The sequence below is a fragment of the Pseudomonas sp. TNT2022 ID642 genome, assembly GCF_028656995.1.
Taxonomy (GTDB): domain Bacteria; phylum Pseudomonadota; class Gammaproteobacteria; order Pseudomonadales; family Pseudomonadaceae; genus Aquipseudomonas.
On sequence record NZ_JAMDGW010000021.1, the window covers coordinates 1 to 14454 of the forward strand.

A 14454-nucleotide genomic window follows, 5' to 3' on the forward strand; every position below is an offset into this window, starting at 1 on the left:
AGCAGTTGGGGTTTTGTTTTGCCCGCAGGAAAGTTCGTACAGCATTCACGGACGCCGTCCGGCTGTCACAACCTGCCGACAATGCTAAGGTTCTGCCCTGGCTTTCGTACTTTCCAAGGAATCCTTTATGCCGGACGCTCAGTCCCTCAACGCTGCATTCATGGTCGTCCAGAGCAACAGCCTGGATGAACTGCGCAGCCTTGTGATCAGCATCATGCGGCGCTATCCGCTGGCTCCCCTGGAAAACGAAATTGCACTTGTGCAGAGCAACGGCATTGCCCAATGGCTCAAATTGGCTTTGGCCGAAGACCCTGAGGAGGACGACCTTGGCGGTTGCGGTATTGCCGCAGCGATTGATGTGCAACTGCCAGGCAGTTTCATGTGGCAGCTCTACCGCATGGTATTGGGCCGAGATGAAATTCCTCCCAAATCCCTGCTCGATAAAGCCCCGTTGACCTGGCGCCTCATGCGCCTGCTTCCCCAAGTCATTGATCGTCCGCATTTTGAGCCGTTACAACGCTTCCTCACCCATGACACCGACCTGCGCAAGCGCTATCAATTGTCCGAACGCTTGGCGGATCTGTTCGACCAGTATCAGGTGTACCGGGCTGACTGGCTTGAAGACTGGGCAGAAGGCCGGCATCAATTGCGCAATGTCAGAGGTGAGGTAAAACCTCTCCCCCCGACCAGTTGCTGGCAAGCTGAGTTGTGGCGTGCGCTGCTGGATGACGTAGGCGAACAGGGTATGGCGCAGAGTCGCGCCGGCGTTCATCAACGGTTTATCGAGCGCATCAACAACCTCGCCGAGGCTCCTGCGGGATTGCCTTCACGAGTGATTGTTTTCGGGATTTCTTCGCTGCCAGCCCAAGTGCTTGAGGCGCTGGCCGGGCTTGCGCGTTTCAGCCAGGTCCTGCTGTGTGTACATAACCCGTGCCGTCATCACTGGGCCGATATTGTCGCCGACAAGGATCTGTTGCGGCACCAGTACAAACGACAATCGCGCAAGACTGGAATGCCCGCAGTGCTGGACCCTGATGCACTGCATCAACACGCCCATCCACTGTTGGCTGCATGGGGTAAACAAGGTCGGGACTACATAAACCTGCTCGACAGCTATGACGATCCCAATAGCTATCGGGCGGCTTTTCGCGACGGTCGTATAGACCTGTTCAGCGACACCCCGCCACACAACCTGCTCAATCAGCTTCAGGACGACATCCTCGAACTGCGCCCACTCAACGAGACTCGCGAACACTGGCCGGCTGTCGATTTGGCAAGTGATGACTCGATCCGTTTTCACATTGCCCATAGCGCTCAGCGTGAAGTCGAAATACTGCATGACCAGCTCTTGGCGCGCTTCAGCGCCAACCCGGATCTGCGTCCTCGCGATGTGATCGTGATGGTGCCTGACATCGATAGCTATGCACCGCATATTCGTGCGGTGTTTGGTCAGCTCGATCGCCATGATCCGCGGTTCATTCCTTTCACCCTGGCGGACCAGGGGCAGCGTGGTCGTGATCCACTGCTGATCGCGGTCGAGCACTTGCTCAAGCTTCCCGACAGTCGTTTCCCGGTCAGTGAAATCCTCGACCTGCTTGACGTTCCTGCACTTCGCGCACGTTTTGGCGTGGAGGAACGCGACCTGCCGACACTGCACCGCTGGATCGAAGGGGCGGGTGTGCGTTGGGGAATGAATGCGGAGCAACGAGCGGGCTTGGGGTTACCCGACGAGCTTGAGCAAAACAGCTGGCATTTCGGTCTGCGCCGAATGCTCCTTGGCTATGCCGTTGGTAGCGCCGAGGCGTGTGAAGGGATCGAGCCTTATGATGAAATTGGTGGGCTCGACGCCGCACTGATCGGGCCGTTGGTGGCTCTGCTCGATGCCTTGGAACTCGCCCATCAGCAGCTTACCCAGCCCGCTCAACCCAACGAGTGGGGCTATCGATTGCAAGCACTGATGCAACTGTTCTTCAAAGCCAGTAACGAGCATGACGATTACTTGTTGGCGCAGCTTGAAGAGCTTCGCGAAACCTGGCTGGAAACGTGTGAGGCGGTAGGTCTTTCGGATGAGCTACCCCTGACGGTTGTTCGCGAAGCCTGGCTCGCCGGGCTGGATCAGGGGCGTTTGTCTCAGCGCTTTCTGGCCGGTGCCGTGAATTTTTGTACGCTGATGCCTATGCGCGCCATTCCATTCAAACTGGTCTGTCTGTTAGGAATGAACGACGGCGACTATCCCCGTGCGCAGCCTCCACTGGACTTCGACCTCATGGGCAGCGATTACCGTCCGGGAGATCGTTCGCGGCGTGAAGACGACCGCTATCTGTTGCTCGAGGCGCTTCTGTCGGCACGTCATCAGCTCTACATCAGTTGGGTTGGCCGTAGCATTCGCGACAACAGTGAGCGACCGGCTTCAGTGTTGATTGGCCAGTTGCGCGATCACCTCGCCAGCGGTTGGCGACTGCTCGATGAAAGCGGCGATCTGTTGAGCGCCATGACGCAGGAGCATCCACTGCAACCGTTTAGTGCGCGCTATTTTCATGAAGGCGATCAACTCTTCAGCTATGCCAGCGAATGGCAGGTTCTGCATCAACAGCAGTCGCCTCAAAACGAAGGGCAGTTGCTGACCCCTTATGTGCAAGAAGAACCATTGAGCCTGGCGTTGTTGCAGGACTTTTTGCGCAACCCGGTTCGGCATTTTTTCACCCAACGCCTCAAGGTGTATTTCGAGGCCGCGGAAGCGCCGCTGGCCGATGAAGAACCCTTCGTGCTGGACGCATTGCAGCGTTACACGCTGAGCGACAGCCTGCTCGAAGCCGCTCTCAGACAACCGGACAATATCGATCAGGCTCTGACAGCCCAGGCCCGGCGTCTGCAAAATAGCGGCCTGTTGCCAATGGCTGGATTCGGCGAATGCCTGCAACGGGAGTTGATCGAGCCTCTGCCGGATTTGCTGCAGCGTTATCAACAACTGCTCACGCTCTGGCCAAAGCCATTGAGCAGTGCGATCCCCGTCAATCTTGAATTGCACGGCGTGCGCCTTGAAGGCTGGCTCGCCGGTTTGCATCAACGCGCCGACGATGGCCTGTTGTCCGTCACGACCATTCCCAACAGCATTGGCTCGATCAAGAGTCGCAAATGGCATCGCCTGACCAAGCCTTGGGTCAATCATCTGGTGGCCTGCGCCAGCGGATTGTCCCTGAGCACCGCACTGGTGGCCAGCGACGATACGTTGCTGCTTGAGCCGATGGAGCCAGATCGGGCGATACGTTTGCTCGGCGATTTGCTCCTCGCCTGGCAGGCCGGGATGCGACAGCCACTGCCGATCGCAGTAAAAACCGCTTTCGCGTGGCTCTCTCAGACCGACCCGCTGAAGGCCGAAGCGGCCGCCCGCAAAGCCTATGAAGGGGACGGGCAGACCAGCGAAGGCGAGCGCCGCGAGAGTCCGGCACTGGCCCGGCAATATGCCAACTTCGATGCATTGCTTGAGGACGAAACGTTCTCCGGTTGGTGCGACGCCTTGTATCGCCCATTGTTCGAGGCACCATGGCGATCACTGTCCAGCGAAGGGGCACGCTCATGAGCACGAAGACACCGCTTGCTCTGGCTTTCCCCCTGCGTGGCAGCCAGTTGATCGAAGCCAGTGCCGGGACAGGTAAAACCTTCACCATCTCTGCTTTGTATTTGCGGCTCATCCTGGGGCATGGTGACGAGTCGAGCAGGTTCGGTCGTGAGCTGCTGCCGCCGCAGATTCTCGTCGTGACCTTCACCGATGCCGCGACCAAGGAGCTGCGTGAGCGCATACGCACGCGTCTGGCTGAGGCCGCTCGATTCTTCCGAGACGAAACGCCCGCACCCGATGCACTGATCGCCGAATTGCGTGACCAATTCGACCCTCAACAATGGCCCGGCTGTGCCAGCCGCCTGGATGTCGCCGCGCAATGGATGGATGAGGCTGCCGTTTCGACCATCCACAGCTGGTGTCAGCGCATGCTGCGCGAGCACGCGTTCGATAGCGGCAGCTTGTTCACCCAATCCCTGGAAACCGATCACAGCGACTTGCTCGGTGAAGTGTTGCGCGATTACTGGCGGCTGTTCTGTTACCCGATGCAGGACGATGCGTTGAATTGGGTTCGCAGCAACTGGGGCGGGCCGGCGGCCTTGTTGCCTCGCGTACGCGGCCTGTTCGCCAGTGAGCGCGACAGCGACGAGGGCAAGGCGCCTGCGGAGCTGATTGATGAATGTCTGCAAGAACGCCGCGCGGCGCTGATCGAACTGAAAATGCCCTGGCGCCAGTGGGCAGATGAGTTGCTCGCCATCTGTCACCAAGGCGTCGCCAGCAAGACCGTCGATGGCCGCAAGATGCAGGCGCGTTACTTTGAACCCTGGTTCGAGAAGCTCAAGGCGTGGGCTGAAGACGAGTCCCTCGAGCAACTCGATATCGGCACCGGCTTCACCCGACTGACCCCCGACGGCATGGCCGAGGCGTGGAAGGGGCAGCCCCCGAGCCATCCGGGACTGGACGCCATGCAGGCCCTCAAGTCGAGCCTCGATGCATTGCCGACCCCTGATGCCGCGGTGCTGCAACATGCCGCCAAATGGGTAGGCACACGCTTTGAAGAAGAGAAGCGGCGGCGCGCCGAGATGGGCTTCGACGACATGCTCTTGCGCCTGGATGCCGCTCTGCAATCCGACGGGGGCGAACGTCTTGCGACGTTGATTCGCGAGCAGTTTCCGGTCGCGCTGATCGATGAGTTTCAGGACACCGATCCGGTGCAGTATCGAATCTTCGAAAGTATCTATCGCATCGAAGACAACAGTCCTGAGACCGGCCTGTTCCTGATCGGTGATCCGAAGCAGGCGATCTACGCTTTCCGCGGTGCAGACATCTACACCTACCTGCGCGCGCGTCAGGCCACCACTGGCCGGCTGCATACGCTGGGCACCAACTTTCGCTCCAGCCACGGCATGGTCAACGCGGTCAATCATGTATTCGCACGCGCCGAGTCCCGAGAGCTGGGCCGTGGCGCGTTTTTGTTCCGCGAGAAAAACGGCGACAATCCGGTGCCGTTCCTGCCCGTGGAATCCCAAGGGCGCAAGGAGCGACTGCAGGTCGGCGGGCGAGATGTCGCGGCGCTGAATATCTGGCATTTGCCTAGCGACCAGCCACTGTCGGGTGTTGTCTATCGCCAGCAATTGGCAGCCGCGTGCGCCAGCGAAATCACTGCGCTGCTCAATGGCGGGCAAAGCGCTGGCGCGGGGTTCGTTCAGGACGGTAAAGACTTCAGAGGCTTGAGGCCGTCCGATATTGCGATTCTCGTGCGCGACGGCAAGGAAGCCCAGGCTGTGCGCGGTGAACTCGCCGCCCGGGGCGTACGCAGTGTTTACCTGTCGGACAAGGATTCGGTATTCGCGGCGCAAGAAGCCCACGACCTGTTGTCCTGGCTCAAGGCCTGTGCCGAGCCGGATGTCGAACGTTCCCTGAAAGCCGCGTTGGCCTGTATCACTCTGAACCTGCCATTGGCCGAGCTGGAACGTCTGAACCAGGACGAACTGGTCTGGGAAACCCGGGTCATGCAGTTCCGTGGCTATCGCGAGCTATGGCGCAAGCAAGGTGTGCTGCCGATGTTGCGCCGCCTGCTGCACGACTTCCACCTGCCGCAAACCTTGATGAAACGCACCGATGGCGAGCGTGTACTGACCAACCTTTTGCACTTGTCGGAGTTGATGCAGCAAGCGGCTGCGGAACTGGACGGTGAACAAGCGCTGATTCGTCATCTGGCCGAGTTGCTGGCAGTGTCCGGCCAGGCTGGCGAAGAGCAGATTCTGCGTCTGGAAAGCGACGAGCAACTGGTCAAAGTCGTGACCATTCACAAGTCCAAAGGCCTGGAATATCCCTTGGTGTTCCTGCCGTTCATTTGCTCGGCGAAACCCGTGGATGGCAGTCGTTTGCCGCTGCATTACCACGACACCGCGGGTAAAGCTCAGATAAGTCTCAAGCCGACTGCCGAGCTTATAGCGCAAGCGGATGATGAGCGTCTGGCTGAAGACCTGCGCTTGCTCTACGTTGCCCTGACGCGCGCGCAGCATGCCTGCTGGTTGGGGGTGACGGATCTTAAACGGGGCAATAACAACAGCTCGGTGCTGCACCTTTCGGCGCTGGGCTATCTGCTCGGCGGTGGCGTTTCTCTGGGCGAGTCCAGCGAACTGAAACGCTGGCTGCAAGAGCTGCAACAAGACTGCCCGGCCATCCACACCGATGACATGCCACAACCTACCGACGAGCATTACCAGCCGCCACGCAATGACGCCGTGCTGAGTGCCACGCTGTTGCCCAAGCGCAAGGCCAGTGAAAACTGGTGGATCGCTTCCTACAGCGCATTGCGCATCAGCGACGTATTGAGTGTCGGCAGCGATGAAGCGCCGGACAGCCCGCAAGCGCAAAAGCTGTTTGATGACGAACGCCTGGACCCCGACGCCCCGCGAGAAATCATTGCCGGCGGCGCCGATATCCATCGCTTCCCGCGCGGCCCCAATCCGGGAACATTTCTCCACGGTTTGCTGGAATGGGCCGGTGATGACGGCTTTGCCGTTTCCCGCGAGGCACTGGAAGATGCAATTGCCCGACGCTGTAACCTGCGTGGCTGGGAAGGCTGGATCACCACCCTGAGTGATTGGCTGCAGCATCTGCTCAAGTCGCCACTGCCAGTTGCAGGCGGGCAGCCGCCTGTTGTTCTAGAACAGCTGAAGCAATACCGGGTCGAGATGGAGTTCTGGTTCGCCAGCCATAAAGTCGATGTCCTCAAACTCGACGAACTGGTGCGTCAGCACACTCACAGGGGTGTGGCCCGCGTTGCGGCAGAACCGGTGCAGCTCAACGGTATGTTCAAAGGCTTTATCGATCTGACCTTCGAACACCAAGGCCGCTACTATGTGGCCGACTACAAATCCAACTGGCTCGGCGTGGATGATCTGGCTTACACCGAGCAGGCCATGGAGCAGTCGATCCTCGACAACCGCTATGACCTGCAATACGTGCTGTACCTGTTGGCGTTGCATCGCCAGCTCAAGGCACGGCTGCCTGATTACGATTACGACCGGCATGTTGGCGGTGCGTTGTACCTGTTCCTGCGCGGTACTCGCGCGGACAGTCGCGGTGTGTATTTCGTTCGTCCGCCCCGTGAGCTGATCGAGCGTCTCGACCGGATGTTTCAAGGCAAACCCGAACCCAAGACCGAACCCGCCTGGGAACAGGGAGTCCTGCTATGAACCGCACCTTTGCCGACCTGCTACCGACACCGTTGGCAGCCGACAGTCTGTCGAGGCTGTCGCCGCTGACCAGCGCGGATGATCTGTTGATATTGCTGACTCGTTGGGTCGAGCGCGGCTGGCTGCGTGCGCTGGACAAAGCGTTTGTCGGGTTCCTGCACGAACTTGAGCGCGACACGGATCCACTGGTGCTGCTCGCGGCCGCCCTGACCAGCCATCAACTTGGCCACGGTCATGTCTGTCTCGATCTGTACGAAACCCTGAAAGCTCCCGACTTTGCTCTGTCGCTGCCGCCCGAAGGGGACGTGCAAGGTGGTGTGTTGCTGCTGCCTTCGCAATTGCTCGAGGCGCTGGATGGCGCGCACTGGTGCAAGGTTCTGGCGGGCAGTTCTCTGGTCGCACTGGCGGCCGATAGCAGTGATTCGGCACAGCAGCGCCCGCTGGTGTTGTCGGGCAAGCGCCTGTACTTGCGACGCTACTGGGCCTACGAACGGCGGATTGATACGGCGTTGCGTCAGCGTCTGCAACAGGTTGAGCCGACACCGGACGATCTGCCGCAGCGACTGAGTGAGCTGTTCGGATCCGCCAAGGCGGGAGCAGTGATCGACTGGCAGAAGCTCGCCTGTGCCCTCGCCACTCGCGGCGCCTTCAGCATTGTCACCGGCGGGCCGGGTACCGGCAAAACCACCACCGTGGTGCGTTTGCTGGCCTTGCTTCAAGCACCCGCCGTAGCCACCGGCCACCCGCTGCGGATTCGTCTGGCGGCACCAACAGGCAAGGCAGCGGCGCGGTTGACCGAGTCCATCAGCCAGCAAGTGCAGTCGCTGGAAGTCAGCGAAGAGGTGCGGGCGAAAATCCCCTGCGACGTCACCACCGTGCATCGTCTGCTGGGCAGCCGTCCCGGCACCCGCCACTTCCGTCACCATGCCGGCAACCGCCTGCCACTGGACGTGTTGGTGGTTGACGAGGCCTCGATGATCGACCTGGAAATGATGGCCAACCTGCTGGATGCCTTGCCCGCCCATGCTCGACTGATATTGCTTGGCGACAAGGATCAATTGGCTTCTGTGGAGGCCGGCGCGGTGCTGGGGGATTTGTGCCGAGATGCCGAAGGTGGCTGGTACAGCCGGCCGACCCGGCAGTGGCTGGAGTCAGTCAGCGGTGAGTCGTTGCAGGACAGCGGCTTGCATGAGGACGTCGATGGTTCTCACCCGCTGGCTCAGCAAGTGGTGATGCTGCGCCACTCCCGGCGCTTCGGCGAGGGCAGCGGGATCGGCCAGCTCGCGCGTCGGGTCAACCAACAGTTGCCGGATGAAGCGCGTCAGTTGCTCACGACCGGGCACTATGACGACGTGTATTCGTTACCGCTAAAGGGCGAGCACGATCACAAGCTCGAGCGTCTGTTGCTGGAGGGACATGGCGACGGCCCACAAGGCTACCGCCATTATCTGAGCGTGCTGCGTGATCAGCGTCCACCCTCGGGCCGGCCACTCGAACATCCGGACTGGATCATTTGGGCCCGCGAGGTTCTGCAGGCGTTCGACACGTTCCAGTTGTTGTGTGCCGTGCGCAAAGGGCCGTGGGGCGTAGAGGGTCTGAATCAACGCATCACCGCCGCGCTGCTCAAAGCACGACTGATTGAAAACGATCAGCAATGGTACGAAGGCCGGCCAGTCCTGATGACGCGCAATGACTACGGTCTGGGCCTGATGAACGGTGATATCGGTATCGCCCTCAAACTGCCCGAGCGCGAAGGGCCCGACGCGGGCAAACCGGTGCTGCGCGTGGCCTTTCCGCGCAACGACGGTCAGGGCGGCGTGCGCTTTGTATTGCCGAGCCGCCTCAACGACGTCGAAACCGTCTACGCGATGACGGTGCACAAATCCCAAGGCTCGGAATTTGCCCACACGGCGCTGATTCTGCCCGATGCCTTGAATCCGGTGCTGACCAAAGAATTGATCTACACCGGCATTACCCGGGCTAAACATTGGTTCACCTTGATCGAATCCCGATCCGGCGTGTTTGAAGAAGCAGTCCAGCGCAAGGTCAAACGCCTGAGCGGGCTGATGCTGGAACTGGAGGAGGGCGCATTGCCTCAGGGGTGAAAATCCCGACGATTGACGGCGATTACTGACCAACCGGTCAGAGGTCGCTGTCTCGCTGGCGTTTCACTGCTGTGCTATCGTTGCGGCATCATTTCGCTACGATCCAAGAGAATCCCTGCATGAAGGTGTCTGTCTGGGCGACAGAGCGCGTAGTTGTCTGCAAGCACGCGTTGCTTGTTGCTCTGCTCTGGATGTTGACGGGCGCGGCTGTCGCACAGCCGCAAGCGCCGACGGGCATGGCCGAACAACGGGCCAAATCCGTCACTCAGGTTGTTCTTGGCATTCTCAGCTATGCGCGCTGGCCGGTGGAGCCGGCGCAATTGCGTCTATGCATCGTCGGCCCCACCGAATACACCGATGACCTGGTCAAAGGCACCACGCAAGCCACGGGGCGACCGGTCACCGTACGTCGCCTGCTGGCCGACAACCCGGCCATCGTCAGCGAATGCGATGCGGTGTACATCGGCAAACTCACTGCGGATGAACGCACTCGCTTGTTCGCTTCGCTGATTGGTCATCCAGTATTGAGCATCAGCGAAGGTGGCGATCAATGCACGGTCGGCAGCCTGTTCTGTCTGCGTGTTGGCGATGAGCAAGTGTCCTTCGAGGTCAATCTCGACTCCGTTGCCCGCAGCGGCGTGCGCATTCACCCCAGCGTGCTGCAATTGTCGCGTCGCAAACCGGCGGCGCCATGAACCTGTTCAGATCGAATAGCCGCCCAACGCTGGGTTCGGTCATCGGCCGAGGGCATTTGATTGTCGCGCTGGTGGGCGTGGCGATGGCCAGCGTTTCGCTGACGTTTCTCGGCGTACTGGCATTACGGGTGTACGCCGATCACAACCTGCACTTGATCGCCCGATCGATCAGCTACACCGTGGAAGCCGCAGTGGTGTTCAACGACAAGACCGCCGCCAACGAATCGCTGGCGCTGATTGCTTCTGCCGAAGAGGTCGCTGATGCCCAGGTGCTGGACAGCCAGGGACAACTGCTCGCACATTGGCAACGCCCGGAAAACGGTTTGTTCTCTGAGCTGGAAATGCAGATCACCCGCGCCATCCTGGAAAGGCCTGTCAGTCTGCCGATCGAGCATCAGGACCGTGAAATCGGTCGTGTACTGCTCACCGGCCATGGCGGCAGCCTGATGCGCTTTCTGCTCAGCGGTCTGGCGGGGATCATCCTCTGCACCGCGATCAGCGCCTGGGTGGCGCTCTACCTGGCGCGTCGCCAGTTACGCGCGATCACCGGTCCTCTGCGCAGTCTGGCCAATGTGGCCCACGCCGCACGTAGCGAACGCGCACTGGACCGCCGCGTGCCACAAGCGCAGATCGCCGAACTCGACAACCTCGGCAATGACTTCAACGCCTTGCTCGATGAACTGGAGTCGTGGCAAACCCATCTGCAAAACGAAAACGAAACCCTCGCTCACCAGGCCAGCCACGACAGCCTGACCGGTCTGCCGAACCGCGCCTTTTTCGAAGGACGCTTGATCCGCGCGTTGCGCAATGCCGGCAAACACGATGAGCGGGTTGCCGTGTTGTTTCTCGACAGTGACCGTTTCAAAGGCATCAACGACAACTTCGGCCACGCGGCGGGTGATGCGGTGCTGGTCGCCGTGGCCAATCGCGTTCGTGCGCAGTTGCGCGAAGAAGATCTGGTGGCGCGGCTGGGTGGTGACGAGTTCGCCGTGCTGCTCACGCCGCTGCACAAGGTAGAAGATGCCGAGCGTATTGCCGACAAGATCCTCGCCAGCATGGACATGCCCATCGCATTGCCGGGCGACACCAGTGTGGTGACCTCGCTCAGTATCGGCATTGCGGTTTTTCCCGATCATGGGATGACGCCGGGGGCCTTGCTCGATGCCGCCGATGCGGCCATGTATCAAGCCAAGCGTCTGTCGCGCGGCGCCCAATTCACGGCCGGTGCGGAGCACCCGGTCGATTCCGTTCAAACCAGGAGCTGACTCTCGTGTTCACACTGTCGATTCGATCTTTTTACGCTGTGCTGTTGATCGCCGTAATGGCCCTGACCGGTTGCCAGACTGCGCCACAAAAGGGCCTGACCCCGGCGCAAGTCGCCGTGCTCAAACAACAGGGCTTTGAACTGACCGACGAGGGCTGGGAGTTTGGCCTGTCCGGCAAAGTGCTGTTTGGCAGCGACGTCGAAAGTCTGAACCCGCAAAGCACCGAGATCGTCGAGCGCATCGGTAAGGCCCTGCTGAGTGTCGGCATAGAGCGCGTGCGGGTCGATGGCCACACTGACGCCTCGGGCAAGGAAACCTACAACCAGCAACTGTCGCTGCGTCGTGCGAAAAGTGTCGCCAACGTGCTGGGCACGGTTGGCATGAAGCAAGAGAACATTCAGTTGCAAGGCCTGGGCAGCAAAGAGCCGGTGGCGTCCAACGATACGGCGGCCGGTCGTACGGAAAACCGCCGTGTGTCGATTGTGGTCAGCGCCGACTAATCGGCGAACTGCATCTCGCGGGTCTGCCCCATCAACAGACCCTGATTGCGCTCAGTCACCTCACGGATGTAATCCCACAACAGGGTAATCCGCTTCAACTTGCGCAGATCCTCCCGGCAGTACATCCAGAACTGCCGGGTGATGTCGATGTCCTCCGGCAATACCGGCAGCAGGCGCGGATCCTGTGCGGCGAGGAAGCACGGCAGAATCGCCAGTGAGCGCCCTTGCTGCGCGGCGACAAACTGTGCGATCACACTGGTGCTGCGCAAGTTGGCGCTGGCGCCGGGCAGCACGTTCGCCAGGTAGAGCAGCTCCGAGCTGAACGCCAGATCATCCACATAACTGATGAATTGATGCTTGCCCAAGTCTGCCGGGCGGAGGATCGGTGGGTGTTGGTCCAGATAGTCCTGGGTCGCGTAGAGCTGCAAACGGTAGTCGCAGAGTTTGCAGCACACGTACGGCCCGTGCTCCGGGCGCTCCAGGGCAATGACGATATCGGCCTCGCGCTTGGACAGGCTGATGAAGTGCGGCAGCGGCAGAATGTCCACCGAGATCGCCGGGTAGGCGTCGACGAAATGGCTCAACTGCGGGGTGATGAAGAAACTGCCGAATCCTTCCGTGCAGCCCATGCGCACATGCCCGGATAACGCCACGCCGGAGCCTGACACCTGCTCGCAGGCCATGTGCAATGTGCTTTCGATCGACTCGGCATAACCGAGCAAACGCTGGCCTTCGGTGGTCAGGACGAAGCCGCTGGTGCGCGACTTCTCGAACAGCAAAGTCCCCAATGCCGCTTCCAGCGAACTGATCCGCCGTGACACCGTGGTGTAGTCTACGGCCAGCCGTTTGGCGGCGGTGCTGGCCTTGCGGGTGCGGGCGACTTCGAGGAAAAACTTGAGGTCGTCCCAGTTCAGCGAACCTAGAGAGGTGATGTTTTTTTGCATGATGGACGGGCTTATATGTGCGTTCTTATTAGAAGTTTGCACATCTATACTCCAAAAACAGTCCGACAACCAATTCGTGACACACGCCTCATCTCAAGGCGAACCTTTCGCCTTGGCTCCTACGATAAAAACAAGTTTCGGAGACCAGCATGAACGCATCGCTTACGCCCAACGAAACCACGCTGCAGAAGGTCAAGCTGCTGATCAATGGCGAGTGGGTCGAGTCGCAGACCACCGAATGGCACGACATCGTCAACCCGGCGACCCAGCAAGTGCTGGCCAAAGTCCCGTTCGCTACCGCCGCTGAAGTCGATGCTGCCGTCAGCGCCGCCCAGCGCGCCTTCCAGACCTGGAAACTGACCCCGATCGGCGCACGCATGCGCATCATGCTCAAGCTGCAAGCGTTGATCCGCGAACACTCCAAACGCATCGCCGTGGTCCTGAGCGCCGAGCAAGGCAAAACCATTGCCGACGCCGAGGGCGATATTTTCCGTGGCCTGGAAGTGGTCGAGCACGCGTGCTCCATCGGCAGCCTGCAAATGGGCGAGTTTGCCGAGAACGTCGCTGGCGGCGTTGATACTTACACCCTGCGCCAGCCAATCGGCGTGTGCGCCGGCATCACGCCGTTCAACTTCCCGGCGATGATTCCGCTGTGGATGTTCCCGATGGCCATCGCTTGCGGCAACACCTTCGTCTTGAAACCGTCCGAACAGGATCCGCTGTCGACCATGCTGTTGGTGGAACTGGCGATCGAGGCCGGTGTTCCGGCGGGCGTGTTGAACGTGGTTCACGGCGGTAAAGACGTGGTTGATGGCCTGTGCACGCACAAGGACATCAAAGCGGTGTCCTTCGTCGGTTCGACCGCTGTCGGCACTCACGTTTACGACCTGGCCGGCAAGCACGGCAAACGCGTGCAATCGATGATGGGCGCGAAGAACCACGCTGTGGTCTTGGCCGACGCCAATCGCGAACAAGCACTGAATGCTTTGGTCGGCGCCGGTTTCGGTGCGGCCGGGCAACGTTGCATGGCCACTTCGGTGGTGGTGCTGGTCGGCGCGGCGAAACAATGGCTGCCGGACCTGAAAGCGCTGGCGCAGAAACTCACCGTCAACGCCGGTAACGAGCCCGGCACCGATGTTGGTCCGGTGATCTCGAAGAAAGCCAAAGCGCGGATTCTCGACCTGATCGAAAGCGGCATCAAGGAAGGCGCCAAGCTGGAACTGGACGGTCGCGACATCAAGGTGCCGGGTTACGAGCAGGGCAACTTTGTCGGCCCGACCCTGTTCTCGGGCGTGACCACCGACATGCAGATCTACACCCAGGAAATCTTCGGTCCGGTGCTGGTGGTGCTGGAAGTCGACACCCTTGATCAGGCGATTGCGCTGGTCAACGCCAACCCGTTCGGCAACGGCACGGGTCTGTTCACCCAGAGCGGCGCAGCAGCGCGTAAATTCCAGACTGAAATCGACGTCGGCCAGGTCGGCATCAACATCCCGATTCCAGTGCCGGTGCCATTCTTCAGCTTCACCGGTTCGCGCGGCTCGAAACTCGGCGACCTCGGCCCGTACGGCAAGCAAGTGGTGCAGTTCTACACGCAGACCAAAACGGTCACGGCGCGCTGGTTCGATGACGACAGCGTCAACGACGGCGTGAACACCACCATCAACCTGCGCTGAGGA

The 14454-nt window shown here is 60.3% G+C and carries 8 protein-coding genes; 7 read left to right on the top strand and 1 reads right to left on the bottom strand.

The window, feature by feature from the left end:
* Nucleotides 1-127: 127 nt before the first annotated feature.
* The 6 genes from recC (at nt 128) to M5G26_RS21520 (ending at nt 11831) form a co-directional block, all read left to right on the top strand.
* Complete coding sequence (recC, locus tag M5G26_RS21495) at nt 128-3580, top strand: exodeoxyribonuclease V subunit gamma (protein ID WP_273916419.1); 3453 nt, start codon at nt 128-130, stop codon at nt 3578-3580.
* Nucleotides 3577-7266, top strand: coding sequence for an exodeoxyribonuclease V subunit beta (gene recB / locus M5G26_RS21500; protein ID WP_273916420.1), 3690 nt, complete (start codon nt 3577-3579; stop codon nt 7264-7266). The genes recC and recB overlap by 4 nt, the downstream gene beginning before the upstream one ends.
* Nucleotides 7263-9371, top strand: a complete 2109-nt coding sequence (gene recD, locus M5G26_RS21505) for an exodeoxyribonuclease V subunit alpha (protein WP_273916421.1) — start codon at nt 7263-7265, stop codon at nt 9369-9371. Before recB ends, recD begins: the two co-directional genes overlap by 4 nt.
* Before the next feature lie 119 nt (nt 9372-9490).
* On the top strand, nt 9491-10066 hold the full coding sequence (locus M5G26_RS21510; RefSeq protein ID WP_273916422.1) for a YfiR family protein: 576 nt from the start codon (nt 9491-9493) through the stop codon (nt 10064-10066).
* Nucleotides 10063-11331 (top strand): diguanylate cyclase domain-containing protein, encoded by a 1269-nt coding sequence (locus tag M5G26_RS21515; protein WP_134174421.1) that lies wholly within the window; start codon nt 10063-10065, stop codon nt 11329-11331. Before M5G26_RS21510 ends, M5G26_RS21515 begins: the two co-directional genes overlap by 4 nt.
* A gap of 56 nt (nt 11332-11387) precedes the next feature.
* Nucleotides 11388-11831, top strand: a complete 444-nt coding sequence (locus tag M5G26_RS21520; RefSeq protein WP_443218394.1) for an OmpA family protein — start codon at nt 11388-11390, stop codon at nt 11829-11831.
* On the opposite strand, the gene M5G26_RS21525 is transcribed toward M5G26_RS21520, so the two are convergent.
* Nucleotides 11828-12775, bottom strand: a complete 948-nt coding sequence (locus tag M5G26_RS21525; protein ID WP_273916424.1) for a LysR family transcriptional regulator — start codon at nt 12773-12775, stop codon at nt 11828-11830. The genes M5G26_RS21520 and M5G26_RS21525 overlap by 4 nt on opposite strands.
* Nucleotides 12776-12924: 149 nt before the next feature.
* Here M5G26_RS21525 and M5G26_RS21530 point away from each other — a divergent pair, with 149 nt between their 5' ends.
* Nucleotides 12925-14451: a CoA-acylating methylmalonate-semialdehyde dehydrogenase gene (locus tag M5G26_RS21530; RefSeq protein WP_150691774.1), complete on the top strand. Its 1527-nt coding sequence runs from the start codon at nt 12925-12927 to the stop codon at nt 14449-14451.
* Nucleotides 14452-14454 lie beyond the last annotated feature (3 nt).